The sequence below is a fragment of the Kitasatospora sp. NPDC101108 genome (assembly GCF_055584725.1).
The window spans coordinates 88014-113790 of the sequence record NZ_JBVJLM010000016.1; the positions used below are offsets into that span (position 1 = coordinate 88014).

Sequence of the window (25777 nt, forward strand, 5' to 3'; positions counted from 1 at the left end):
CCATGACCCACTCCCACGAGGAACTCCCCCTGGCCGACCTGGGCGGCGGCTGCGGCGACGGCTGCGCCTGCGGGGACGGCGAGGGCTACGAGACCGGCCTGGACCCGCAGCTCGCCGAGCTGCTGGAGCAGGCCGGGCTGGACCCGATCGAGGTCGAGGACATCGCCACCCTGGCGCTGGCCGAGGACCTGGCCGGCGGCGAGGACGTCACCTCGGTGGCCACCGTGCCCGCCGACGCCGTCGCGACCGCCGACTTCACCGCCCGCCAGGCCGGCGTGGTGGCCGGCCTGCGGGTCGCCGAGGCCGTCGTCTCGCTGGTCTGCGAGGAGGAGTTCGAGGTCGAGCGGCACGTCGAGGACGGCGACCGGGTGGAGGCCGGCCAGGTGCTGCTGTCCGTGCGCTCGCGCACCCGCGACCTGCTGACCGCCGAGCGCAGCGCGCTCAACCTGCTCTGCCACCTGTCCGGCATCGCCACCGCGACCCGGGCCTGGGCGGACGCCCTGGAGGGCACCGGAGCGGTCGTCCGGGACACCCGCAAGACCACCCCGGGCCTGCGCGCGCTGCAGAAGTTCGCGGTGCGCTGCGGCGGCGGCGCCAACCACCGGATGGCGCTCTCGGACGCCGCCCTGGTGAAGGACAACCACGTGGTGGCGGCCGGCGGCGTGGCCGAGGCCTTCCGGGCCGTCCGGGCCGCGTACCCGGAGCTGCCGGTCGAGGTCGAGGTGGACGCCCTGGAGCAGATCCCCCCGGTGCTGGAGGCCGGGGCGGACCTGATCCTGCTGGACAACTTCACCGTCGAGCAGCTGAAGGAGGCCGTCGCGCTGGTGGCCGGCCGGGCGAAGCTGGAGGCCTCCGGCGGACTCACCCTGGCCGACGCCCGCGAGGTCGCCCAGACTGGTGTCGACTACCTGGCCGTGGGCGCGCTGACCCACTCCTCGCCGATCCTGGACATCGGCCTGGACCTGCGCGCCTGACCGTCAGGTCGCGAGCAGTCCCTGCCCCGGCCCCGTCCCGACTCGCAGAAAGCGTCCCCGTGCTCCTCACCATCGACGTCGGCAACACCCAGACCACGCTCGGCCTGTTCGACGGCGAGGAAGTGGTGGAACACTGGCGGATCTCCACCGATCCGCGCCGCACGGCCGACGAACTGGCGGTGCTGCTGCAGGGGTTGATGGGCAACCACGCCGCGGCCCGGGACGCCGCGGTGGAGGGCCTGGCGATCTGCTCGTCCGTCCCCGCCGTGCTCCACGAGCTCCGCGAGGTGACCCGCCGCTACTACGGCGACGTCCCCGCGGTGATCGTGGAGCCCGGCGTGAAGACCGGGGTGCACGTCCTGATGGACAACCCCAAGGAGGTCGGCGCCGACCGGATCGTCAACGCGCTGGCCGCCAACCACCTGTACGGCGGCCCGTGCATCGTGGTCGACTTCGGCACCGCGACCACCTTCGACGCCGTCAACGCCCGCGGCGACTACGTCGGCGGCGCGATCGCCCCCGGCATCGAGATCTCCGTCGAGGCGCTCGGGGTCCGCGGCGCCCAGCTGCGCAAGATCGAGCTGGCCCGCCCGCGCAACGTGATCGGCAAGAACACGGTCGAGGGCATGCAGTCCGGCATCCTCTACGGCTTCGCCGGACAGGTCGACGGCCTGGTCGAGCGGATGGCCCGGGAGCTGGCCAAGGATCCGGACGACGTCCAGGTGATCGCCACCGGCGGCCTCGCGCCCCTGGTCCTCGGCGAGGCCACCACCATCGACGTCCACGAGCCCTGGCTGACCCTGATCGGCCTGCGCCTGGTGTACGAGCGCAACCGGCCCAGCTGACCGGCTCGTTCCGTCGGGCCGATCGTGCGGACTTCCGCGCGACGTTACCGACAAATCGGATATTCCTCACGTAGTGTCAGCCCATGCCTACGCCACACGGATCGCGCGGCGGCATGGCCTTCAGCGCCGACGAAGTCCGCGTGCTGCGCCGAGCCCTCGCCCAAGCCCTGCACCCCGCCGTCCCCGTCCACCTCCAGGGGCCCGACCGGACGGCGTTCGCCGGGCCGGGCGCCGAACTGTGGGCGGAGGACGTCCAGGACGCCCTGCGCCTGACCGAGGCGATCGACGAGGCCGTCCAGGAGGGCGGCCGGCTGCGCGCCTTCCTGCTGGCCGACCTGGGCCGCTACCGCTCCGCCCTGCCCGGCAGCGCTCCCGGGTACCTGGAGCGGCTGGAGGAGGCCGTCACCGACGGCTACCTGCCCGGGCCCGAGGACCTCACCGCGCTGCGCGGGCTGATCCGCCAGCCCTGCGGCCACGGCGAACGGGCCCGCCGCTCCCGGCTGGCCGGGCGCTGCCACGCGCTGGCCGAGGCGGCCGTGCGCGAGCGGCTCGCCCTCACCGCCGGGCCCCCGCGCCACCTGGTGGCCGTACCGAACCCCGCCGCACCCCCGAGCAGTCACCCCACCCCTGTAGGAGGACGGACCATGAGCAGCACCGACTCCCGGGACTCCCGCCCGGAGCAGCCCGCCGCCGCGCCGACCCCGCCCCGCCCGCACCGGATGCCCACCCCGGCCGAGCTCTTCGGCCGTCGGCCCAAGCCCCCCTCCCGCCCGGCCGAACCGGCCGAGGAGACCCCGGACGAGATCGAGCTGCGCACCGGCACCGGCTGACCCCGCCCGGCCCGCCCGACCCCTGGAGGGGGAGACCGCCGCCGCGGTCTCCCCCTCGTGCTCATCCCGACGCGGAGCACGGTGTACGGCTGGCTACCCTTGTGGGGTGAGCGATCAGAGCGTGATTCCCGCGACCGACGACCTTCCCGAGCAGATGCGCGTCCGGCGCGAGAAGCTGGACCGGCTCCGGGCGGCCGGCGTCGACCCGTACCCGGTCGGCTTCCCCCGCACCAGCACCATCGCGGACCTGCGTGCCAAGCACCCGGACCTCGAACCCGACACCGCCACCGGCGAGCGCGCCGGCATCACCGGCCGGGTGATCCTCTCCCGCACCGGCGGCAAGCTCTGCTTCGCCACCCTGCGTGACGGCACCGGCGACCTCCAGGTGATGCTCTCCCTGGACAAGCTCGGCGCCGAGCGGCTGGCGGCCTGGAAGTCCGACATCGACCTCGGCGACCAGGTCGGTGTCGAGGGCGAGGTGATCACCTCCAAGCGCGGCGAGCTGTCGGTGATGGTGGACCGCTGGGAGCTCACCGCCAAGTGCCTGCGCCCGCTGCCGGACAAGCACAAGGGCCTGACCGACCCGGAGGCCCGGGTCCGCCAGCGCTACGTCGACCTGATCGTGAACCCCGAGGCCCGGGAGATCCTGCACCTGCGCAGCAAGGTCGTCCGCTCGATCCGCCGCACCTACGAGGACCGCGGCTACATCGAGGTCGAGACCCCGATGCTGCAGCCGGTGCACGGCGGCGCCAACGCCCGCCCGTTCAAGACGCACATCAACGCGTACGACATCGACCTGTACATGCGCATCGCCCCCGAGCTGTACCTCAAGCGGCTGGTGGTCGGCGGCGCCGAGAAGGTCTTCGAGATCAACCGCAACTTCCGCAACGAGGGCGCGGACTCCACCCACAACCCGGAGTTCACCTCGCTGGAGTCGTACGAGGCCTACGGCGACTACAACACCCAGGCCGAGCTGATCCGCGAGACGATCGTCAACGCCGCCCGGGACGCCCTGGGCACCACGGTGATCAGGGGCCTGGACCCGCACGGGGTGGAGCACGAGATCGACCTGGCGGAGCCGTGGGAGGAGGTCAGCGTCTACCCGGGCATCTCCGCCCACCTGGGCGTCGAGGTCACCCCGGAGACCACCGTCGAGGAGCTGCGGAAGCTGGCCGCCGAGCACGGCATCCCGTTCGAGAAGAACTGGGGCCACGGCCAGATCGTGCTGGAGATGGTCGAGCGCCTGCTGGAGGAGAACGCCGTCCGGCCGACCTTCATCAAGGACTACCCGACCGAGGTGTCCCCGCTGACCCGCCAGCACCGCTCGGTCGCCGGCGTGGCCGAGAAGTGGGACCTGGTGATCTTCGGCACCGAGATCGGCACCGCCTACTCCGAGCTGGTCGACCCGGTCGAGCAGCGCGCCCGCCTCACCGCCCAGTCCCTGCTGGCCGCCGGCGGCGACGTCGAGGCGATGCAGGTGGACGAGGACTTCCTGCGCGCCCTGGAGTACGCGATGCCCCCGACCGGCGGCCTCGGCCTCGGCGTGGACCGCCTGATCATGCTGCTGACCGGCAAGAACATCCGGGAGACCGTGCTCTTCCCGCTGGTGAAGCCGGAGCCGAAGGCTGCCGCCGCGACGGCGGAGAAGACCGAGGAGGAGTGACCTGATGGACTACGTCAGCGCGATCGTGCCGCCGCTGGTCATGGCGATCGGCTTCGGGTTCCTGGTGCGGGCGATCATCCGCAGCCAGGGCGGGGCCCAGAAGGCCAAGGAAGACGTCGACTGATCGACTGACGCCGTCCGCCGCTCCGAACGACCCGTGCGCCGCCATTCCCGATTCCCGGGGGTGGCGGCGCGCCGGTTTGGCGCACTTCACAAGATTTGCCCCATTCACTCCCTATCCTGGCGGCACTATGGTCCGGCAACTCGGCGAACTTGAGAACGCCATCATGACCCGGGTGTGGCGGTGGAACCGACCGGTGACGGTTCGCGAGGTTCTCCTGGATCTGCAGTCGGAACGCGAAATCGCGTACACCACGGTGATGACCGTCCTGGACAAGCTGCACCGAAAGGGCTGGTTGCGCCGCGAGCGGGCCGGCCGGGCCTATCGATATGAACCGGTGTCCTCGCGCGAGGCGTACACGGCGGCCCTGATGAACGACGCCTGGGCCACCAGTGACAATCCGGCCGCGGCCCTGGTGCACTTCTTCGGGCTGATGTCCCCCGAGCAACGCGAGGCGCTGCGGGACGCGTTGCGGGTGGCCGCACTGTTCCCGTCCGATCCGCCGGGCGCGGAATCCGCCGGGGACGGCCCGGATACCGGCGGAGCGGATACCGGGGAGACCGCACCGGGCGCGACGCGATAACGTCCCGCCATGGAGGTCACCATCCGCCGCGCGCGGACCACGGACGTACGGGCCGTACGCGGGCTCATCGATGCCTACTCGCGCGACGGCATTCTGCTCGACAAGCCCACAGTCACACTGTTCGAATCCGTCCAGGAGTTCTGGGTGGCGGAACGCGACGACAACGGCGCGGTGGTGGCCTGCGGCGCCCTGCACGTGATGTGGGAGGACCTCGCCGAGGTCCGCACGCTCGCGGTCGATCCGTCCTGCCGGGGCTTCGGGATCGGGCATCTGCTGCTGGAGAAGCTGGTGCAGACGGCACGCTGGCTGGGCGTCCGTCGGATTTTCTGCTTGACGTTCGAGGTGCCGTTCTTCGCGAAACACGGTTTCGTCGAGATCGGCGAGGTTCAGGAAACCGATGATGGTACGACAGACCCGGCGGCCATCGCTACGGATGTCTATGAAGAACTCCTCCGCTCGTACGATGAAGGTGTCGCCGAGTTCCTTGACCTGGAGCGCGTGAAGCCCAACACACTGGGCAACTCGCGCATGCTGCTGCACCTCTGAGCGGGTCCGGACCGGTCAAGGGTTTGTGTTTTCCGGAGAAAGGCGCTTTCCTTTCCTTAGGCAATGGGTCGTTTAGCGGAAAGGGAAGCCCGTGGCACAGAGGGTGCAGGTCATTCTTGAAGACGATCTCGATGGCGGTTCGGCGGACGAGACGGTGACGTTCGCGCTCGACGGCGTTGCCTACGAGATCGACCTGAAGAGCGCCAACGCGGACAAGCTGCGCGGTCTGCTGGCGCCGTACGTGGAGAAGGGCCGCAAGCAGAGCGGCCGGCTGGCGGGTGCCCGCCGCCCGGGCCGCGGCACGGCGGCGCGTCCGTCCGGCAGCGCTCCCGACACCGCGAAGATCCGCGCGTGGGCCAAGGAGCAGGGCATGGACGTCAACGACCGCGGCCGCGTGCCGAGCAACGTGCGCCAGGCCTACGAGGACGCCAACGCGTCCTGAGCCCGGCGCCGCCGGCCCGCCGGAGCGGATGCGGGGCCCCGGCGGCCGCGTACGGCACCGGCGACACACGCGCGGGGCGCGGAGGGAACCCCTCCGCGCCCCGCGGCGCGCGCCCGGAGGGCCGCGCGGCCGGCGCCGGGGCCCGGGCCGGAACGACCGGCCGGGGCGGCGGGCTCGGGCGGCGGAACAATCACGAGCTGTGCAACGCTGTAGGAGCGAAGCGGTAACGCGGCCACCCCCGGGACGGCGTACGACCGACCCGACCGCCGTCGAACCACCGTCACTGCGGCCCGACTTCTCGCCAGGCGAACACCGCCACCGCGGAAACTGCGCGAGAAGCGCCCCGATACCGGGTATGAATGCAGGTGGACGGGTTCTTCGACCCGTCCAGGGGCAGCATGTACGACCGGCCGAAGAGGGTCCGGCTCCGCCCCGGCGGCTCTTGTTCGCCGATGGCGTAGCGGTTTCCGGTGCATCCGGCCCACCTGTGGGAACACCGATTCCCAGCATCAGGTTGGGATTGGTGTCGGCTGGTCGCGCAGCATCTCGCTCCTCTACCGGGGAGTGAATCCGTGGGCCGCGCCGCTGAGCGGGACTAGCATGCGGAAGGACAGGGCGGGGACGGACCCCGAACTGCCCGACCGCTCTGAGGAGCGATAAACGATGTTCGAGAGGTTCACCGACCGCGCGCGGCGGGTTGTCGTCCTGGCTCAGGAAGAAGCCCGGATGCTCAACCACAACTACATCGGCACCGAGCACATCCTCCTGGGTCTGATCCACGAGGGCGAGGGCGTCGCCGCCAAGGCCCTGGAGAGCCTCGGGATTTCCCTTGAGGCCGTGCGCCAGCAGGTCGAGGAGATCATCGGCCAGGGCCAGCAGGCCCCGTCCGGTCACATTCCCTTCACCCCCCGGGCGAAGAAGGTCCTGGAGCTGTCGCTCCGGGAGGCCCTGCAGCTCGGCCACAACTACATCGGCACCGAGCACATCCTGCTCGGCCTGATCCGCGAGGGCGAGGGCGTCGCCGCCCAGGTCCTGGTCAAGCTGGGTGCCGACCTCAACCGGGTGCGCCAGCAGGTCATCCAGCTGCTCTCCGGCTACCAGACCGGCGGCGGCAAGGAGTCGGCCACGGCCGGCGGCCCCGCCGAGGGCACTCCGTCGACCTCGCTGGTCCTGGACCAGTTCGGGCGCAACCTGACCCAGGCCGCCCGCGAGGCCAAGCTCGACCCGGTCATCGGGCGCGAGAAGGAGATCGAGCGGGTCATGCAGGTGCTGTCCCGCCGCACCAAGAACAACCCGGTCCTGATCGGTGAGCCCGGCGTCGGCAAGACCGCCGTGGTCGAGGGCCTGGCGCAGGCGATCGTCAAGGGCGAGGTCCCGGAGACGCTCAAGGACAAGCAGCTCTACACGCTGGACCTGGGCGCCCTGGTGGCCGGCTCGCGCTACCGCGGTGACTTCGAGGAGCGCCTGAAGAAGGTGCTCAAGGAGATCCGCACCCGCGGCGACATCATCCTGTTCATCGACGAGCTGCACACCCTGGTCGGCGCGGGCGCCGCCGAGGGCGCCATCGACGCCGCCAGCATCCTCAAGCCGATGCTGGCCCGCGGCGAGCTGCAGACCATCGGTGCCACCACCCTGGACGAGTACCGCAAGCACCTGGAGAAGGACGCCGCGCTGGAGCGCCGCTTCCAGCCGATCCAGGTCGCGGAGCCCTCGCTGCCGCACACCATCGAGATCCTCAAGGGTCTGCGCGACCGCTACGAGGCCCACCACCGGGTCTCCATCACGGACGCCGCCCTGGTCGCCGCCGCCACCCTGGCCGACCGGTACATCTCGGACCGCTTCCTGCCGGACAAGGCGATCGACCTGATCGACGAGGCCGGCTCCCGGATGCGCATCCGCCGGATGACCGCGCCGCCGGACCTGCGCGAGTTCGACGAGAAGATCGCCGACGTGCGCCGCGAGAAGGAGAGCGCGATCGACGCGCAGGACTTCGAGAAGGCCGCGTCCCTGCGCGACGACGAGAAGCAGCTCCTGCAGGCCAAGGCCAAGCGCGAGAAGGAGTGGAAGGCCGGCGACATGGACGTCGTCGCGGAGGTCAACGAGGAGCTCATCGCCGAGGTCCTGGCCACCGCCACCGGCATCCCGGTCTTCAAGCTGACCGAGGAGGAGACATCCCGGCTGCTGCGCATGGAGGACGAGCTGCACAAGCGCGTCATCGGCCAGAAGGACGCCATCAAGGCGCTCTCCCAGGCCATCCGGCGCACCCGTGCGGGCCTCAAGGACCCGAAGCGCCCCGGCGGTTCGTTCATCTTCGCCGGCCCGTCCGGCGTCGGTAAGACCGAGCTGTCCAAGACGCTCGCCGAGTTCCTCTTCGGCGACGAGGACGCGCTGATCGCGCTCGACATGTCCGAGTTCTCCGAGAAGCACACCGTCTCCCGGCTGTTCGGCTCCCCGCCCGGGTACGTCGGCTACGAGGAGGGCGGCCAGCTGACCGAGAAGGTCCGCCGCAAGCCCTTCTCGGTCGTCCTCTTCGACGAGGTCGAGAAGGCCCACCCGGACATCTTCAACTCGCTGCTGCAGATCCTGGAGGACGGTCGCCTGACCGACTCCCAGGGCCGCGTGGTCGACTTCAAGAACACCGTCATCATCATGACGACCAACCTCGGCACCCGGGACATCTCCAAGGGCTTCAACCTGGGCTTCGCGGCCACGGGTGACACCCAGACCGGGTACGAGCGGATGAAGGCGAAGGTCGGCGAGGAGCTCAAGCAGCACTTCCGCCCCGAGTTCCTGAACCGCGTCGACGACATCGTGGTGTTCCACCAGCTGTCCGAGGACGACATCATCCAGATCGTCGACCTGATGATCGCCAAGGTGGACGAGCGGCTCAAGGACAAGGACATGGGCCTGGAGCTCAGCGTCGAGGCCAAGAAGCTGCTGGCCAAGCGCGGCTACGACCCGATCCTGGGTGCCCGTCCGCTGCGCCGCACCATCCAGCGCGAGATCGAGGACCACCTCTCCGAGAAGATCCTCTTCGGCGAGCTGCGGGCCGGCCACATCGTGGTCGTCGACGTGGAGGGCGAGGGCAAGGACGCCAAGTTCACCTTCCGCGGCGAGGAGAAGTCGGCCGTCGCGGACACCCCGGCCGCGGTCGCTTCGTCCGGTCCCGACCTGACGAAGTAAAAGCAACATTTAACAGACAACTTCACATCCACCGAGCCCCCGGCGTTCGCGCCGGGGGCTCGGTGCGTTCCGCCTCCCCGCACACGCCTCCCGACCTGGGGTTTTCAAACTGTCCGTCAACTGACGGAAAATCGGCGAGCATAGCGCCGTGGCCATGTCAGGGTCAAGGTCTATCTTTTCCAGCCCCACTTCGGTCAAATGACGTCCACCTGTCTTTCATATTGGTTTACCGGGCCTTGGCCAAGAGTCGGCTCGGTCGGGGAGGGCGTCACAACGTTGAAGACCACCAGGAGAGCCGCAGCGGTCACCACCGCGGCGGCGGTCATCGTCACGCTCGGCGCGGGGCTGCTCCCGAGCAGCGCCGCGGCGGCCGGTTCGGCACCGGTTCCGAAGGACCCGGCCGACGCGGTCCAGGCCGTCAACACTGAGCACAACATCCCGGGCCCGCTGACCGCCAAGGTCGACGCCGAGAAGAAGGCCGCCACCGAGCAGCTGCTCAACGGCACCGCCCAGGTCGAGCAGCACAACGGCAGCACCAGCGTGAAGCTCGGCAAGGACAAGTACGTCGAGCTCGCCCGTGAGCGCACGGACAAGATCTTCACGATCCTGGTCGACTTCGGCGACCAGGTCGACAACACCACCAAGACCGCCGACGGCAAGGTCAAGTACGGCGGTGAGGCCGGCCCCAAGCACAACCAGATCGAGGCGCCCGACCGCGCCACGAACAACTCGACCGCCTGGCAGGCCGACTACAACCAGCAGCACTACCAGGACCTGTACTTCTCCAAGGACAAGCCCTCGCTGAAGACCTTCTACGAGAAGCAGTCCTCGGGCCGCTACTCGGTCGACGGCGTGGTCTCGGACTGGGTCCGGGTGCCGTGGAACGAGGCCCGGTACGGCTCCGACTACTGCGGCTCCAACGTCTGTGCCAGCGCCCAGGACCTGATCCGCGACGCCGTCGACATCTGGTACAAGGACCAGCTGGCGAAGGGTCAGACCGAGGCGCAGATCAAGGCGACCCTGGCCCAGTACGACCAGTGGGACCGCTACGGCTCGCACCACGACGGGAACTTCAACCAGCCCGACGGGTACATCGACCACTTCCAGATCGTGCACGCCGGTGAGGACAAGTCGGCCGGTGGCGGCAAGCAGGGCAGCAAGGCCCTGTGGGCCCACCGCTCGTACGTCTACGGCAACCTGACGGGCCAGGCCGGCCCCGACGGCAACAAGCTCGGCGGCGTCCAGGTCGGCAACACCGGCCTCTGGATCGGCGATTACACCATGCAGCCGGAGAACGGCGGCCTCGGCGTCTTCGCCCACGAGTACGGCCACGACCTCGGTCTGCCGGACCTCTACGACACCGCCGGCAAGGGCATCGACAACTCGGTCGGCTTCTGGTCGCTGATGTCCTCCGGCTCCTGGCTCGGCGAGGGCAAGGACAGCATCGGCGACATGCCGAACGACCTCGACGCCTGGAGCAAGTACCAGCTCGGCTGGCTGAAGGTGGACCGCGCCAAGGCGGGCACCGAGTCGACGCACCACATCGGCCCGGTGGAGTACAACTCCAGCCTGCCGCAGGCGCTCATCGTCGACCTGCCGAAGAAGAGCATCACCACCGACATCAACAAGCCCTTCGCGGGCAACAGCGAGTGGTGGAGCGGCAGCGCCGACAACCTGAACGTCACGCTGACCCGTGACATCGACCTGACCGGCAAGGCCAAGGCCGGCATCAACGCCAAGGCCTGGTACGAGCTGGAGCAGGACTTCGACTACGCCTTCGGCGAGGTCTCCACCGACGGTGGCAAGACCTGGACCGTCGTGGACGGCACCTGGAACGGCGCCGCCCTGCCCAAGGAGAACGGCCGCCCGGCCCTCAGCGGCCTCACCGCCGCCTGGGGCGACCTGTCCTTCAACCTGGACGCTTACGCGGGCAAGAAGATCCAGTTCCGCTACCGCAACACCACGGACGGCGGCCTGCACTACCGCGGCTTCGCGGTCGACAACGTCTCGGTGGTCGCCGACGGCGCCACCGTGTTCAGCGACGACGTGGAGAACGGCGACAACGGCTGGACCGCCGCCGGCTTCACCCGCTTCGGCGGCTCGTACACCAAGGACTACGCGCAGTACTACATCGCGGAGAACAAGCAGTACGTGTCGTTCGACCAGACGCTGAAGACCGGCCCGTACAACTTCGGTTCGGCCGCGAAGCCCAACTGGGTCGAGCACTACTCCTACCAGCCCGGTCTGCTGATCTGGTACTGGGACGCGTCGCAGACCGACAACAACGTCAGCGCCCACCCGGGCCACGGCCTCGTCCTGCCGGTCGACTCGCACCCGGCTCCGATGAAGTGGTCGGACGGCAGCCTGATGCGTCCTCGCATGCAGGGCTTCGACTCCACCTTCGGTTCGCGCCGCGTCCCGGCGCTGACCCTGCACAAGGCTGACGTCGAGACGGTCATCCCGAAGTCCAAGGGCGTCGACGAGTTCAACGACCTGAAGTCCTGGTGGTCGAAGGACGACCAGTACGCCGGTGTCGACGTGCCGAAGACCGGCACCAGCATCGAGGTCGAGAACGAGTCCGCGAACTACCTGGAGACCTGGATCCGGGTCCGCCCGGTCGACAACTGATCGTCCTGACGGTCAGGCCGTGATCGCGCGGCACTGAAGTCTCCACGTCCGGCCCGTCCCCGCCACCGCGCGGGGGCGGGCCGGACGCTTTTCCGCGGCCAGGCGCCTCAGCCGGCCGCCCGAACCGGATGGCTGATCCGGCCGCCGATCTCCAGCGCGACCGTCCGGGCCGCCTCCAGCGCCTCGTCCAGATCGGCCACCGGCACCTTCTCGCCCCAGACGTTCTCCGCGGGGACGGGGTCCTTGCCGTCCTGCTGGAGCAGGAACATCGACGAGTGGATGGTGAACAGCGTCATCGCGGCACGCAGCCGGTCCTGGAAGCTCGCCTCCGGCCCGTGCACCAGCTGCATCATGGTGATGATCCGCTCCCGGAAGGCCAGTCCGGCCGGGGACTCCCGCAGCGCGGGCTGGTTCTCGTGGAAGAAGCGCAGCAGCGGGGCCCGTTCGGCCATCCCGTCCGCGAAGCGGCGGATCAGCTCGTCGCGGGTCTCCGGGCTCCACTCCTGCTCCCGGCCCCACGCGATGGTCTCGTCGATCGGCGCGGCCATCCGCTCGACGATGCCCAGGACGATGTCGTCCTTGGTCTTGAAGTGGTAGTAGAGCGCGGCCTTGGTGACGCCCAGGCGGTCGGCGATCTCGCGCAGTGAGGTCTGCTCGTAGCCATGCTCCGAGAAGAGCTCCAGCGACACCTCGATGATGCGAGCCCGGGTGTCGCTGCGGGGGCTGTGCGGAGTGCCCATGGCCTGCCTCATGACTGCGTCGGTGACTGCTGCGGACCCCAGGGTGGGAGTCCGCCCCGGGCCCATTCTCCCTGCCCAGGGAGCCGGTCTTAAAACTGGCTTGACGACCGGCTAGGAAACAACCTACCGTGCCGACGATCGATAAACTAGCCGGGCGACAAGTAAGTGAGCCGCCACACGGCGCGACGCTCGTCCGAACCACCTCCGGGAGACCCCACCCCATGTCACAGTCCAAGACCGCCGGCCCGGTACCGGAGGACAAGTCGGCCGAGGAGGAACAGCCGCGGTCACCCCGCGAGATCCGCCTCGTGATGGTCGGCTTGGTCGTCACGATGCTGCTGGCCATGCTCGACAACCTGATCGTCGGCACCGCGATGCCGACCATCGTCGGTGACCTCGGCGGCGCCGAGCACCGCTCCTGGGTGGTCACCGCCTACACCCTGACCACCGCTGCCTCCACCCCGATCTGGGGCAAGCTCGGCGACCTGTACGGCCGCAAGGGCAGCTTCCTGACCTCGATCGTGATCTTCCTGGTGGGCTCGGCACTGTCCGGCCTGTCGCAGAACATGACCGAGCTGATCGGCTTCCGCGCCGTGCAGGGCCTGGGCGCCGGCGGTCTCATGGTCGGCGTCATGTCGATCATGGGCGCGCTCGTCCCGCCGCGCGACCGCGGCAAGTACCAGGGCATGTTCGCCGCCGTGATGGCCCTCGCCACCGTCGGCGGTCCGCTGGTCGGCGGCTTCATCACCGACCACCTGAACTGGCACTGGACCTTCTACATCAACCTGCCGCTCGGTGTGGTCGCGCTCGCCGTGGTCATCGTCACCCTGAAGCTGCCGAAGGTCCGCAGCACCGCCCGGGTCGACTACTGGGGCGCCATCCTGCTCACCACCGGCATCACCTCGCTCGTGCTGCTGACCACCTGGGGCGGCCAGCAGTACGCCTGGGGCTCCAAGGAGATCCTCGGCCTGGCCGCGCTCGCCGTCGCCTCGCTGATCGGCTTCTGCTACGTGGAGCAGCGGGTCGAGGAGCCGATGCTGCCGCTGAGCCTGTTCAAGAACCTGAACTTCACCCTGGTCTCGATCATCGGTTTCATCGTCGGCTTCGTGATGTTCGGCTCGACCTTCTTCCTGCCGTTCTACCAGCAGATCGTCCAGGGCGCCTCGGCGACCAACTCCGGTCTGCTGCTGATGCCGTTGATGTTCGGCATGCTGGTCGTCTCGCTGGTGGTCGGCCAGGCCGTGACCAGGACCGGCAAGTACCGGATCTACCCGATCATCGGCACCATCGTGATGACCGGCGGCCTGATCCTGCTCTCCACTATGGGCGTCGGCACCAGCAGCTTCACCTCGGCCTGCTGGATGGTCGTGCTCGGCGCGGGCATGGGCTTCCTGATGCAGATCACCATGCTGGTCGCGCAGAACAGCGTCGAGCTCAAGGACATGGGCGTGGCCAGCTCCACCGCCACCCTGTTCCGCACCATCGGCGGCTCCTTCGGTGTCGCGCTGTTCGGCGCGCTGTTCAACAACCGGGTCACGGACACCATGACCGCGCGGCTGGGCGCTCAGGCCTCGGCCGGCGGGGGGAAGGACCCGGGCGAGATGAGCCCGGCCGACCTGCGCAAGCTGCCCGAACCCGTTCAGGACGCCTTCCACCACGCCGTGTCCAACGGCATCCACACCGTCTTCCTGTGGGGCGCGGGGGTGGCCGTGATCGCCATCGCCGCCGCGGTGTTCCTGCGCGAGGTGCCGCTGCGCGGCACCGGCAAGGGCGAGAAGCCGGCCGAGGCCTCGCTGGAGGCGGCGGCCGTCTGACGGTCCCCCTCGTACGCACGGCGCCCCCGGAGGCTCGAAGCCTTCCGGGGGCGCCGTCGTGCTGTCGTCGCCGCGCCTACTGGGGAAGCCGGTAGACACCCTGTTCGACAGGCTCCACCAGGCCGTCGGCGACCAGGCCGTCCAGGGCCCGGGCGCGCTGCACCGCATCCGGCCAGACGGCGTCCAGCCGGGCCTGCGGCACCGTGCCGTGCGCCTCGCGCAGCACCGCCAGCAGCTTGCCGCGCACCTGGCGGTCCGTGCCCTCGTAGGTCTGGCCGCGCCGGGCCGGGCCCTCGTACGGCGGGCGGCCGGCCCGCTGCCAGGCGCAGACGGTGAACAGCGGGCAGTCCCCGCACTCCGGGCCGCGGGCGGTGCAGACCAGCGCGCCCAGCTCCATCACACCGACCGCCCAGGTGGCGGCCGTCCCGGCGTCATCGGGCAGCAGCGCGGTCGCGGTGCGGCGCTCGGCGGCGGTGGTGGCGGTGGCCGGGTACTCGACGCCGGTCACCGCGCGGGCGAACACCCGGCGGACGTTGGTGTCCAGCACCACGTGCCGCTGGCGGAAGGCGAAGGAGGCGACCGCGGCGGCGGTGTACTCCCCCACCCCGGGCAGCGAGAGCAGCGTGGCGTGGTCGTCCGGTACCTCGCCGCCGTGCTCCTCGGTGATCGCCACGGCGGCCGCGTGCAGGCGCAGGGCGCGGCGCGGGTAGCCCAGCCGGCCCCACATCCGGACCGCCTCGCCGGGCGCCTCGGCGGCGAGGTCGGCAGGGGTCGGCCAGCGCGTGAGCCAGGCCTGCCAGGCGGGCAGCACCCGCTTCACCGGGGTCTGCTGGAGCATGAACTCGCTCACCATGACCGCCCAGGGCGTCGCGTCCGCGGTCCGCCAGGGCAGGTCGCGCTTGCTGGACTCGTACCAGTCGATGACGGTCGAGTGCAGCAGCGGCAGGGGCATCGGCGGCGAGGGGGCTTCGGTGGCGGTGATGGCAGTCATGGCCCTTCGATCCTCCCACGGCCGATAGGCGCGACCGAAGGGGAGGCTTGTGTTCCGGTTGGGGCGAAATAGCCTGGAAGTCCCGGTTCGGGGTCTCCCTCGAACGGATCAAATGGCGGATCATGTGAAAGAAGGGGCGACTGTGCGGTGTTGGTGAGTCAATCGCCACACACAGTCTCGTAGAGTTTGATCGTGCCCTCTCTGCGTCAACCCGTGGGACCGCTGCCGGCCTCGATCTACTGGCGTCGGCGCGTCGTCGTGCTCGTCGCCGTCGCGGCGGTCGTCGCCCTGATCGCCTGGCTGATGACCGATCAGGGCGGAGGTGACGGCGGCTCACCGAACAAGGCCGCCCAGGCCGCACCCTCCCAGTCCGAGAGCCAGACGCCGGCTCAGACGATCACGCCCGGCACCTCGCCGAGCGGCCCCGCGGCGCACCCCGCCACCGGCGGCACCGGCAGCGGGCCGGTGGCCAGCGGCGGAGGCAGCGAGGTCGGCCTCAGCGGTGGCGGCACCGGCGGTGCCGGGGGTTCCGGCGGCTCGGGTGGCTCCGGCGGCTCCGGTGGGTCCGGCGGCTCCGGTGGGTCCGGCGGGGGCAACCCGGCTCCGGCGGGCGGCTCCAGCGGGGGTTCGGCCGGCGGGTCCGGCGGCTCGGGCGGTGGCTCGGGCGGCGGGGCCCCGGCGGTGAACACCCCCGAGGTGATGGCACTTCCGGTCTGCTCCTCCTCGCAGGTCGCCCTGGAGCTGGCGGGCACCCAGAACTCGTACCAGCCCAAGGACAAGCCGAAGCTGGCCCTGACGGTCAAGAACTCCTCCGGCGCCAACTGCCGGGTGGACCTGGGCCGCACCGCCTCCGTCATCACGGTCAGCAGCGGCAGCAACAACGACCGGGTCTGGTCCTCCGGCGACTGCCCGCCCGACAAGGGCAGCATCTGGGTGCAGATCCCGGCGAACAGCAGCCAGACCGAGACCTTCACCTGGGACCGCAGCCGCAGCAAGCCGCAGTGCGCGACCGCCGACCAGACGGCACCGGCGAGCGGCACGTACGTGGTGCTCGCGGAGCTCACCGGGCTCTCCGGGGACAAGGTCTCGGCGCGGACCTCGATCCGGCTGGACAGCTGATCCTCCGCCACTTCCGTTCGGAGCCCTCGGCCGCAGCGCGGCCGGGGGCTCCTGCGTTGCGGGGGCCGTTGCGTCGGGCTTCCCCTGGGAGGCGGAACGGCCCCCGGGGAAGCGTTTCTCCGGGGGCCGTTCCGCGCTCTGCCGCGCACCGGTCAGACGTAGCGCTCCAGGATGGACGATTCGGCAAGGCGGGACAGGCCCTCGCGGACCGAGCGGGCCCGGGTCTCGCCGACGCCCTCGACCGTCTGGAGGTCGTCGATGCTGGCGGCCAGCAGCTTCTGCAGGCCGCCGAAGTGCTCGACCAGCCGCTCTATCACCGTGTTGGGCAGGCGCGGAATCTTCGCCAGCAGGCGGTAGCCGCGCGGCGAGACGGCCGAGTCCAGGGACTCCGGCGAGCCGGAGTAGCCGAGCGCCTTGGCGACCGTCTGCAGGTCCAGAAGCTCGGCGTGGGTCAGCGCCTCCAGGTCGCCGAGCACCTCGGTGACCGTCCGGCCCTTCTTGGCGGCGCGCTCCGGGAAGTAGTCCCGGGCGACCAGTTCGCGCTCCGGCTCCACGCCCGCGATCAGCTCGTCCAGCTGGAGCGAGAGCAGGCGGCCGTCGATGCCGAGCTCCAGCACGTAGCCGGCGATCTCGGTGGCGATCAGCCGGACCATCTCCAGGCGCTGGGCCACGGCGGTGACGTCCCGGACCGTCACCAGGTCCTCGATCTCCAGGGCGGAGAGGGTGCCGGCCACCTCGTCCAGGCGCAGCTTGTAGCGCTCCAGGGTGGCCAGCGCCTGGTTGGCGCGGGAGAGGACGGTGGTGGAGTCCTCCAGCACCCGGCGGGTGCCGTTGACGTACATGGCGATCAGCCGCATCGAGTGCGAGACCGCGACCACCGGGTAGCCGGTCTGCCGGTTGACCCGCTCGGCGGTGCGGTGGCGGGTGCCCGTCTCGTCGGTGGGGATGGTGGAGTCCGGCATCAGGTGGACGCCGGCCCGGACGATCTTGGTAATGTCCTTGTCCAGCACCACCGCGCCGTCCAGCTTGCACAGCTCGCGCAGCCGGGTCGCGCTGAACTCGACGTCCAGCACGAAGCCGCCGGTGCACAGGGACTCGACGGTCCGGTCGAACCCCAGCACGATCAGGCCGCCGGTGTTGGCCCGCAGGACCCGTTCCAGGCCGTCACGAAGCGCGGTACCGGGCGCGATGGCGGTGAGGGAGGCGCGCAGCAGGGCCTCCTCACGGGAGGCCTTGTCCGCCCCCCGGTCGCTGGCTGCCACGTGACTCCTCCGGTCGACCCCGTGCCTCGCGCCGTGCGCCGGTCCGCGGTCTGTTGCTCTGTCGCTCAGTACCGCTCCGGTACTGCCTTCTGGCCAATGAGACTGGGGAAAGTCTAACTGCGTGCGGCTTCGGCAGGGCTTGGGTCAGTGCAGTTCGTCGGAGTCGAGCGGCTCCCAGCCGTCCATCAGCTCCTCCGGGTACGCCGGGACCTTCGCCGCGCGGGGCGCCGGCGGGGCCGACGGGGTCTCACCACGCCCCTCACCGCGCGGCTTGGCGGCGGACCGGCGACGGCCCGGGATGGCCCGCAGCGCCTCGCCGATGTCGGCCACCTCGACCACCTTCATGCCCGGCGGCACCTTGCCCGGGTCCGGCGGGACCAGGGCGTGGGTGAAGCCCAGCCGGTGCGCCTCGGCCAGCCGGCGCTGCACACCCGTCACCCGCCGCACCTCGCCCGCCAGGCCGACCTCGCCGATCGCCACCAGGTTGCTGGGCAGCGGGGTGTCGGTGGAGGAACTGGCCACCGCGAGCGCGACCGCGAGGTCGGCGGAGGGCTCGGTCAGCTTCACCCCGCCGACCGTCGCGGTGTAGATGTCCTGCTTGCCGAGCTTCACCCCGCCGTGCCGCTCGACCACCGCCAGGATCATCGCGATCCGGGGCGACTCCAGGCCCGAGGTGGTGCGGCGCGGGGAGGGGATCTGCGAATCCACCATCAGCGCCTGCACCTCGGCGACCAGCGGGCGCTTGCCCTCCAGGGTGACGGTGAGGCAGGTGCCGGGGACGGGCTTGTCACGCCTGGTCAGGAACAGGCCGGACGGGTCGGCCAGGCCGACGATGCCCTCGTCGTGCAGCTCGAAGCAGCCCACCTCGTCGGTGGCGCCGTAGCGGTTCTTGACCCCGCGGATGAGCCGCAGCCGGGCGTGCCGGTCGCCCTCGAAGCTCAGCACCACGTCCACCAGGTGCTCCAGCAGGCGCGGGCCGGCGATCTGGCCGTCCTTGGTGACGTGGCCGACCAGCAGGGTGGCCATGCCGCGCTCCTTGGAGGCGCGGATCAGCGCGCCCGCCACCTCACGGACCTGGGCCGGGCCGCCGGGGGCGCCGTCCAGCTCGGCGGAGGCGATGGTCTGCACCGAGTCCAGGATCAGCAGGCCGGGGTTGACCGCCTCGATGTGCCCCAGCACCGCGCCCAGGTCCTGCTCGGCGGCGAGGTAGAGGTGCTCGGAGAGGGCGTTGATCCGGTCGGCGCGCAGCCGGACCTGGCCGGCCGACTCCTCGCCGGTGACGTAGAGCGTGCGGTGCTGCCCGGTGGCCGCCTTGGCGGCGACGTCCAGCAGCAGGGTGGACTTGCCGACGCCGGGCTCGCCGGCCAGCAGCACCACCGCGCCGGGGACCAGACCGCCGCCGAGCACCCGGTCCAGCTCCGGCACGCCCGTCGAGCGGGCCGTCGCGACCTGGCCGTCCACCTGGGCGATCGGACGGGCCGGCGCGCTGACCGGACCGGCCGCGGTGGTGCGGATCGGCACCGCGCCGTACTCCTCGACCGTGCCCCAGGCGTTGCACTCCGGGCAGCGGCCGACCCACTTGGGCAGCTGGTTGCCGCACTCGGTGCAGCGGTAGGCCGGGCGCGGCTTGGCGGTGGTCTTGGAACGCGGAGGCATGCGGCCCACGGTAGTGCCTGGGGGTGACAGCCGCGGACCGCGACCGGACGCGCCGCGCGTCCACACAGATGGGCGATGTTGTTACCCGAAAGAAGTACATACGCGGCGATTGGCGGGGAGGGGCGGCCCGTTGTCCCTACCGTCGGACGGGTGACAACGCGAACTGTTGGGCCCGCGGGGGCGCCGGACGCCGTGCTCGCGGCGTACGACCGGCAGGTGGACGGCCTCTTCACCTACTGCCTCTCGGTGCTCTGCGAGCACGACGCGGCCGCCGACGCCCTGCGCGAGGTCCGCGAACTGGCCCGGCGGCACGGCGCCCGGCTGGCCGAACCCGGGCTGGTGCGCGCCTGGCTGTTCTCGCTGGCCCGGTACTGCTGCCTGCGGCGGCTGGCGGACGGGACGGGCGGGGGGACCGGAGTGGCGGCCGGGCGCGGGGCGGGGCTGACCGAGGCCGAGGCGGTCCGGCGGCGGCGCGAGCTGGCCTCGCTCGCCTGGCCGGAGGCGGCCGGTACGGACCCGGAGCAGCGCGAGGCGCTGGAACTGTCCGTGCGGCACCGGCTGACCCCGCTGGAGGTGGCGGCCGTCCTGGGAATGCCGTTCGACCGGACCCGCGGACTGCTCGCCGCCGCCGAGGCCGAGGTGGCCCGGACCAGGGCCGCGCTGCTGGTGCTCGGGGTGGGCAGCTGCCCCGAGCTGGACCGGCTGGGCGGGGCCGGGGCGGAGTCCTGGCGGGACTGGGTGCTCGGCCCGGCTCTGCGGCGGGAGCTGGTGCAGCACGTGGTGGACTGCCCGACCTGCCGGGGGACGGCGGAGCGGGTGGCCGCCGGGGAGGCGGCCGAGGGAGCGGCGGGGCTGTCGGGGCTGCCGCTGCTGACGGCGCCCTCCCCGGTGGGCGGGGCGGCGGCCGGGGAGTCGCGGCCGTCGGCGGCCGGAGTGGCGGTGGCCGAGGTGGCCGGGGCGGCGACCGGAGAGTCGCGGCCGTCGGTGGCCGAGGTGGCCGGGGTGGCCGGTCGACGGGGCTCGGCGGCGGCCGAGCCGGGGCTGCGGTTCGACCACGGCGGCTTCCCCCGGCACCGGGCGCCGGACGCGGGCCGGGGGCTGGCGGTCCGTCGGCGGGTGGTGACCACCGGGGTGCTCGCGGCCGTCCTGGCGGCGCCGGTGGTCGCGCTGTGGGCCGGGCACCGGGGCGGCGGGTCGGGGGCGGCGGCCTCGGTCTCGGCGGTGCGGGTGGAGGAGGCCGGGCGGGACGCCGGGCAGCGGCCGCCGTGGGCGGCGGGCGGGGCGGATGCGACCGTGGGCGTGGGGGTGCCGGGGCTGGAGCTGGCGGGCGCGGGGCCCGGGGGTGCGGGTGGCGAGGGCGGCCCGGGCGATGCAGAAACGTTGCTTCCCGGCTTTCCGCGGCTCACCTTCCAGGGGCCGGTGGTCCCGGTACCGGGCCGGGGCGCGACCCCGCTCGGCAGCCCGACCCTGGTCGCCGCCCCCGCCCCGATGGTCGAACGGGCCTCCGCCCAGGGCGCGGGCGACCCCGCCCCGGCCGGGCTGCTCACCGTCGAGGCCGGCGAGTACGGCAGCCGGACGGTGCTCACCCTCACCAACTCCGGTACCACGGAGATCCGTTGGCACGCCGTGACGGACGCCGGCTGGCTCCGGCTCAGCCGCGACTCGGGGACCCTGGCGCCCGGGCAGCGGATCACCGTGATCGTCACCGTGGACGAGGACCTCGCACCCGCCGCCCACTGGACCGCCCGGATCGCGCTGCCGCCCTCGCAGGCGGTGGTCACCCTGGAGGGCGGGCCGCAGAGCCGCGGCGGGTCGGCGTCCTCCTCGGCGGAGCCCTCGTCCGCGCCCTCGTCGGCGCCCGCGCCCTCGTCCGCGTCCTCGTCGGGCCCCTCGTCGGGATCGTCGCCGGCACCGAGCGGGGCACCGGGCGGCGGGCCGGGCGGCGGACCGAGCGGCGGGCCGTCGGCGACCGCCTCCGCCACGGCTTCGCCCTCGTCGACGCCGAGCCGTACGGGCGCGCCGTCGCCGTCGGGGTCGGGCGCGTCCTCGGGAACGCCGGGCGGTACGGCCGCGCCCTCGGCGACTCCGACGGGCGGCGCGTCGCCGCACCCGACGGGAGCGGCCACGGGGTCGGGTCGGTGAGGGGCCCGGCCACCGCCGAGTGGCCGGGCGTCAGGTGCGGCGGATCGGGGGCACCTGGTAGCTGCCGTCCAGCACCTCGGGCTTCGGCCGGTAGAGCCGGATGATCGGGCGGAACTCGCCGAGCGGGGTGGGCAGCCAGTTGGCGGCGGCCGTCGGGTCCTCGGGCGGTTCGTGCTGGAGCGTCACGGTCAGCGAGCCGTCCGGCCCGTACACCAGGCCGGGGGTGCGGTCGCCGATGGAGTAGCGGTTGATCGGGTTCTCGACCAGGTAGTAGTCCGGGACCGAGTACATCGTGACGGACCAGAACGCCTCGACCGGCGGCGGCTCATCGAAGCGGAGGGTGTAGCTGTTGGCGCCGCTGAGCGGGCGGCCGTCGGAGTCGTCGTAGGTCACCGCGTACGAGGCCTCGTAGGCGTGGTTGCCCCAGAGGCCGGCCCGGGCGGCCGCGGCGCGGCTGAGGTAGGCGGCTCGGCGGTCGGGGATGCGCCACTCGGGGTCGTCCAGGGTGCCGGGGCCCAGGTGGTCGAGGTTGTAGTCGAAGAGGTGGAGCGCGCAGCGCCACTCGCCGAGTGGGTGCTCCTCGGGCGGGCGGGTGGCGTCCTCGACCCGTTCGCGTCCGGCGGCGAGACCCTTGGCGAGCGCGAGGGTCCACTCCGCGGCGGCCGAGCGGTACGGCGAGGTGCCGTCGTCCAGCAGGCCCAGCGGGGCGAAGCGGCGCTGGTACTCGATGTCCGGGGTGGCCGGCGGGAAGGCCTGCATCCACACCCGCAGCCGCTCGAAGAAGGCCAGCCGCTCGGGGACGTCCGGGTCCGGCTCGGGCAGTCCGGCGACCAGGCCGCCGGGTTCCAGCGGCTCCAGGCGGAGCCCGGCCTGCAGCGCCCTGACCCGCGGGAGGTCGCGCGGGCCGTTGCAGGCGAAGCGGCCGACGATCGTGCCCAGGGTGGTGGGCAGTTCGATCACCCGGTCCGGGTCCGGGGCGGTGCCGTGCCAGCCGGGCGGCACGATCAGCCAGGTCTGCGCGTCGGTGCCGGTGGCGCGGCTGCCGAGGTAGGCGACGTTGTCCGTCCAGGCGCCGATGAACTGCAGCACGTAGTAGGCGCCGGAGGTGTCCGGGACGTGGAGCACCTGCGGGCCCTCGGAGAGGTCGAGCTGGGCGATCGAGTAGATCGTGTCGTTGTTGACCGAGACGAACTGGTCGCCGGGACCGGCCAGCCGGGTGGCGTGGCTGAAGTGGTTGGGCGGCGCCGCCGGGAGGGTGCCCAGGCCGCCCTTGGCGAAGCGCTCGACCATGGTGAGGCCGGCGACGAGCGGGTAGCCGTAGACGTAGGCGTCGGCGGCCAGGGCCTCCAGCTCGGGCAGGTTCATCGGGGGGTCCTTCGTCGGATCGGGTCGGGGCCTGGGGCGCGGAGCGGCTGTGGCTGCGGCTGTGGCTGCGGCTGTGGCTGGGGCGGAGCAGGTCAGTGCGGGGTGAGCGGCGGGGGCTGCCAGCGGCCGTCCAGGACGGACGCCTCCGGGCCGTGGATCCGGAGCACGACGGCGAACGGGCCGTCCGGGGCGGGCAGCCAGTTGGCGGAGTGGTCGGCGTCGGCGGGGCGCTTGTGCTGGACGTAGAGGGTGAGGCCGCCGTCCCCGTCGCGGACCAGGCCGGGGGTGTGGCCGCCGATCGAGTAGCGGGCCAGGGTGTTGTCGACCAACCGGTGGCCCGGGAGCGCGTACATCGTCGCGGACCAGAAGAAGCGGGCCGGGGGCAGGGCGTCCGGGGCGAAGCGGATCAGGTGGTCGCGGTCGCTGGCGTTCGGCGGGCGGCGGCCCTCGCTGTCCGCCGCCCAACGGCCGTACCAGACCTCCTCGGCGGGCAGGCCGTACGGGTCGAGCTCGGCGCCGACGGCCTGCCGGAGGAAGTCCCCGCCGAGCTGTTCGCGGGTGCCGAACAGCCCTGCGGAGTCACGGAGTTCGGCCAGTGCACGGGTCAGCCGGGCGCGGCCGTCGGCGATCCCGCGGTCGAGTTCGGCACGGACCTCCAGCGGGAGGAGGGCGGGCTCGAACTCGCCGCGGCCGTCGATGCCGAGGTCGGTGAGGCGGCCGCGCAGTTCGGTCTCGGCGGGCGGGAGCCCGTCGGTGTGGGGGAAGAAGCCGAGCAGGAAGTCCAGGAAGGTCAGGAACTCGACGCCCTCCAGGACCTCGTCGCGCCAGACCGGCCAGACCGGTTCGGGGGCGGGGGCCGGCGCCGGGGTGCCGGCGTACTCGTGCAGCGGGCGCAGCCGGTACTGGTCCTGGACGGCCCGCAGGGCGGCGAGGTCGTCGGGGGTGTTCCCGGTGAGGCGGGTGCGGCCGACCAGAGCGACCAGCCGGGTGGCGGTGCGGATCACGCCCTTGAGGCCGGGCGGGGGCTCGCCCTGCCAGTCGGGGCCGGCCACCAGGTAGTCCCCCGCGTCCTGGCCGGTGGTCCGGGAGCCGATCAACCCGGCGTGCAGGGCGTCGAGTTCGCGCACCGCGAGGACGTGGTAGCGGTCCTGGGCGGGGACCGAGAGCACCCAGGGTTCGGCGCGCAGGTCGAGCCAGGCGCGGGAGGGGAGGGTGTCGTTGTCCGGGGTGACGGCGTCGGTGTCGGCGGGGGCGGCCGGGCGCGCGGTGTGGTGGAAGACGCCGAAGCCGCCGATGTAGCCGGGGTCCGCGTCGTCCAGGGCCTGGGTGTAGAGGGTGCGGTAGGTCCGCAGCAGGGGGTGGCCGCGGATCCAGGCCTCGGCCGCGGTCGCGCGGATGGTGGCCGGATCGACGAGTGCCGGGTTGACCATGCTGTCGCTCTCCCAGGCCGGATCAGATCATGGATCGACTCATGTCGGTACATTTCGGATGCTAAGTGGGGCCGGGTGGGGTGGCATTTCGGGCGGCACGCCGGGCGGCTTCGGGCGGCACTTCGGGCAGCCCCTGGCGGGCGTGCCGGCCGGCGGGCCGGTCGGCGGTCCGGTCGACGCGCCTGCTCCGGCGCTCTGCTCAGCGCTAAGCCGGGCGTACGGACGGGGCCGCCGGGACAGGCTGGGCGGTATGAAGATCCTTCTGCTCGGGGGCTCGTCCTTCCTCGGACGCGCCTACGCCGTCGAGGCACTCGCCCGCGGCCACCAGGTCACCACCTTCAACCGCGGCCGCCGCGCCCCCGACCTGCCCGGGGTCGAGGCCGTCCGGGGCGACCGCGACAGCGCCGAGGACCTGGCGCGGCTGGTCGCGGGCCGCCGCTGGGACGCCGTCGTCGACACCTCCGCCCAGCAGCCCGCACAGGTCGCGCTCTCCGTACGACTGCTGCGCGAGCGGGCCGACCACTACACCCTCGTCTCCTCGGTGCACGCCTGCGCCGACTGGGCCACCCAGGTGATCACCGAGGACTCCCCGCTCCTGCCGTGCCCCGCCGACACCCCGCCCGGCCGGCCCTTCGGCCGCGAGCTGAAGGCGGGGTGCGAGCGGGCGGCGTCGGCAGGCTTCGGCGCCGACCGCACGCTGGTGCTCAGCAGCGGGCTGCTGGTCGGACCGTACGAGGTCGGCGGCCGGCTGCCCTGGTGGCTGGAGCGGATGGCCCGCGGCGGGCGGGTGCTCGCCCCCGGCGATCCGGGGCGAGCCATCCAGGTGATCGACGTCCGGGACTTCGCCGCGTTCGGGCTCGACCTGCTGACGGCCGGGACGGCGGGGCGCTACCTCACCACGGCGCCGCCCGGGCGGCTCACCTTCGGGCAGTGGCTGGAGACCTGCCGGGAGGTCGCGGGCGCCCCGGGCACCGAACTGGTCCGGATCGACGACGGTCCGCTGCTGGCCGAGGGTCCGGACCGGGTCGAGCCCTGGTCCGAACTCCCGTTCTGGGCACCGGACCTGCCGGACTGGGCGTACGTCTGGCAGGTCGACAGCAGCCGCGCCCGGGCGGCCGGGCTGCGCTGCCGACCGTTCGCGGAAACCGCCCGGGACACCTGGGAGTGGCTGCGCACCCGGGGACCGGTCGAGGACACCGACGCGGAGGGGCGCAAGGGCGCGCCGGGGGCGCCGGTCAAGCATGGCATCGAACCCGCCAAGGAGCAGCGGTTGTTGGCCGCGCACGGGTGAGTCTCGCCGGATCGGCCGCGTGCAGGCGAGACGCGCTCAGGTGAACCCCGCGCAGCCGGCGACCGGGGCGGGAGGTCGGCCGGGGCGGGAAGTCGGTCGGGGCGGGAGGTCGGCCGGGCCGACGTCCCGCTCCGGGCCGGGAGCGCCGGACG

The 25777-nt window shown here is 72.1% G+C and carries 19 protein-coding genes; 13 read left to right on the forward strand and 6 right to left on the reverse strand.

The window, feature by feature from the left end; translation table 11 throughout:
- The first annotated feature begins 2 nt into the window (after positions 1 to 2).
- The 9 genes from nadC to ACZ6Z8_RS28710 all read left to right on the forward strand — a co-directional run bounded on the left by nadC (position 3) and on the right by ACZ6Z8_RS28710 (position 11815).
- Positions 3 to 974, forward strand: a complete 972-nt coding sequence (gene nadC / locus ACZ6Z8_RS28670; RefSeq protein ID WP_465612918.1) for a carboxylating nicotinate-nucleotide diphosphorylase — start codon at positions 3 to 5, stop codon at positions 972 to 974.
- 59 nt (positions 975 to 1033) lie between these two features.
- Positions 1034 to 1819, forward strand: coding sequence for a type III pantothenate kinase (locus ACZ6Z8_RS28675; RefSeq protein WP_465612919.1), 786 nt, complete (start codon positions 1034 to 1036; stop codon positions 1817 to 1819).
- 83 nt (positions 1820 to 1902) lie between these two features.
- Positions 1903 to 2649 (forward strand): hypothetical protein, encoded by a 747-nt coding sequence (locus ACZ6Z8_RS28680; RefSeq protein WP_465612920.1) that lies wholly within the window; start codon positions 1903 to 1905, stop codon positions 2647 to 2649.
- Between the two features lie 106 nt (positions 2650 to 2755).
- Positions 2756 to 4312, forward strand: coding sequence for a bifunctional lysylphosphatidylglycerol synthetase/lysine--tRNA ligase LysX (gene lysX / locus ACZ6Z8_RS28685; protein WP_465612921.1), 1557 nt, complete (start codon positions 2756 to 2758; stop codon positions 4310 to 4312).
- A 251-nt stretch (positions 4313 to 4563) separates the two neighbouring features.
- Positions 4564 to 5016, forward strand: coding sequence for a BlaI/MecI/CopY family transcriptional regulator (locus ACZ6Z8_RS28690; protein ID WP_465612922.1), 453 nt, complete (start codon positions 4564 to 4566; stop codon positions 5014 to 5016).
- Between the two features lie 9 nt (positions 5017 to 5025).
- On the forward strand, positions 5026 to 5562 hold the full coding sequence (locus ACZ6Z8_RS28695; protein ID WP_402824175.1) for an amino-acid N-acetyltransferase: 537 nt from the start codon (positions 5026 to 5028) through the stop codon (positions 5560 to 5562).
- A 91-nt stretch (positions 5563 to 5653) separates the two neighbouring features.
- Positions 5654 to 6004 carry a histone-like nucleoid-structuring protein Lsr2 gene (locus ACZ6Z8_RS28700; protein ID WP_402824173.1) on the forward strand — a complete coding sequence of 117 codons (351 nt, stop codon included), beginning with the start codon at positions 5654 to 5656 and terminating at the stop codon, positions 6002 to 6004.
- Positions 6005 to 6667: 663 nt separating this feature from the next.
- Entirely contained in the window at positions 6668 to 9187 is a 2520-nt protein-coding gene (locus ACZ6Z8_RS28705) for an ATP-dependent Clp protease ATP-binding subunit (protein ID WP_097237352.1), read from the forward strand.
- A 276-nt stretch (positions 9188 to 9463) separates the two neighbouring features.
- Positions 9464 to 11815 (forward strand): immune inhibitor A domain-containing protein, encoded by a 2352-nt coding sequence (locus ACZ6Z8_RS28710; protein WP_465612923.1) that lies wholly within the window; start codon positions 9464 to 9466, stop codon positions 11813 to 11815.
- A 107-nt stretch (positions 11816 to 11922) separates the two neighbouring features.
- On the opposite strand, the gene ACZ6Z8_RS28715 is transcribed toward ACZ6Z8_RS28710, so the two are convergent.
- Positions 11923 to 12555 carry a TetR/AcrR family transcriptional regulator gene (locus ACZ6Z8_RS28715; protein WP_465612924.1) on the reverse strand — a complete coding sequence of 211 codons (633 nt, stop codon included), beginning with the start codon at positions 12553 to 12555 and terminating at the stop codon, positions 11923 to 11925.
- Positions 12556 to 12776: 221 nt separating this feature from the next.
- Here ACZ6Z8_RS28715 and ACZ6Z8_RS28720 point away from each other — a divergent pair, with 221 nt between their 5' ends.
- On the forward strand, positions 12777 to 14369 hold the full coding sequence (locus tag ACZ6Z8_RS28720) for an MDR family MFS transporter (RefSeq protein WP_465612925.1): 1593 nt from the start codon (positions 12777 to 12779) through the stop codon (positions 14367 to 14369).
- 76 nt (positions 14370 to 14445) lie between these two features.
- Here ACZ6Z8_RS28720 and ACZ6Z8_RS28725 read toward each other — a convergent pair whose 3' ends face one another.
- Complete coding sequence (locus ACZ6Z8_RS28725; protein ID WP_465612926.1) at positions 14446 to 15360, reverse strand: HhH-GPD family protein; 915 nt, start codon at positions 15358 to 15360, stop codon at positions 14446 to 14448.
- A gap of 192 nt (positions 15361 to 15552) precedes the next feature.
- Between ACZ6Z8_RS28725 and ACZ6Z8_RS28730 the strand changes: the two genes are divergently transcribed.
- Complete coding sequence (locus ACZ6Z8_RS28730; protein WP_465612927.1) at positions 15553 to 16479, forward strand: hypothetical protein; 927 nt, start codon at positions 15553 to 15555, stop codon at positions 16477 to 16479.
- Positions 16480 to 16631: 152 nt separating this feature from the next.
- Here ACZ6Z8_RS28730 and disA read toward each other — a convergent pair whose 3' ends face one another.
- Complete coding sequence (disA, locus tag ACZ6Z8_RS28735) at positions 16632 to 17690, reverse strand: DNA integrity scanning diadenylate cyclase DisA (protein WP_030284398.1); 1059 nt, start codon at positions 17688 to 17690, stop codon at positions 16632 to 16634.
- A gap of 195 nt (positions 17691 to 17885) precedes the next feature.
- The gene (radA, locus tag ACZ6Z8_RS28740) at positions 17886 to 19397 is read right to left on the reverse strand and encodes a DNA repair protein RadA (protein ID WP_465612928.1); all 1512 of its coding nucleotides are present in this window, start codon (positions 19395 to 19397) and stop codon (positions 17886 to 17888) included.
- Positions 19398 to 19547: 150 nt separating this feature from the next.
- Here radA and ACZ6Z8_RS28745 point away from each other — a divergent pair, with 150 nt between their 5' ends.
- A complete protein-coding gene (locus tag ACZ6Z8_RS28745) occupies positions 19548 to 21539 on the forward strand; it encodes a BACON domain-containing protein (RefSeq protein WP_465612929.1) in 1992 nt (663 codons plus the stop codon).
- 30 nt (positions 21540 to 21569) lie between these two features.
- On the opposite strand, the gene ACZ6Z8_RS28750 is transcribed toward ACZ6Z8_RS28745, so the two are convergent.
- Both ACZ6Z8_RS28750 and ACZ6Z8_RS28755 read right to left on the reverse strand, forming a co-directional pair.
- The gene (locus ACZ6Z8_RS28750) at positions 21570 to 22904 is read right to left on the reverse strand and encodes a DUF1254 domain-containing protein (protein ID WP_465612930.1); all 1335 of its coding nucleotides are present in this window, start codon (positions 22902 to 22904) and stop codon (positions 21570 to 21572) included.
- 92 nt (positions 22905 to 22996) lie between these two features.
- Complete coding sequence (locus tag ACZ6Z8_RS28755; protein WP_465612931.1) at positions 22997 to 24334, reverse strand: DUF1254 domain-containing protein; 1338 nt, start codon at positions 24332 to 24334, stop codon at positions 22997 to 22999.
- A gap of 250 nt (positions 24335 to 24584) precedes the next feature.
- Here ACZ6Z8_RS28755 and ACZ6Z8_RS28760 point away from each other — a divergent pair, with 250 nt between their 5' ends.
- Positions 24585 to 25625 (forward strand): NAD-dependent epimerase/dehydratase family protein, encoded by a 1041-nt coding sequence (locus tag ACZ6Z8_RS28760; protein WP_465612932.1) that lies wholly within the window; start codon positions 24585 to 24587, stop codon positions 25623 to 25625.
- The last annotated feature ends 152 nt before the right edge of the window (positions 25626 to 25777 follow it).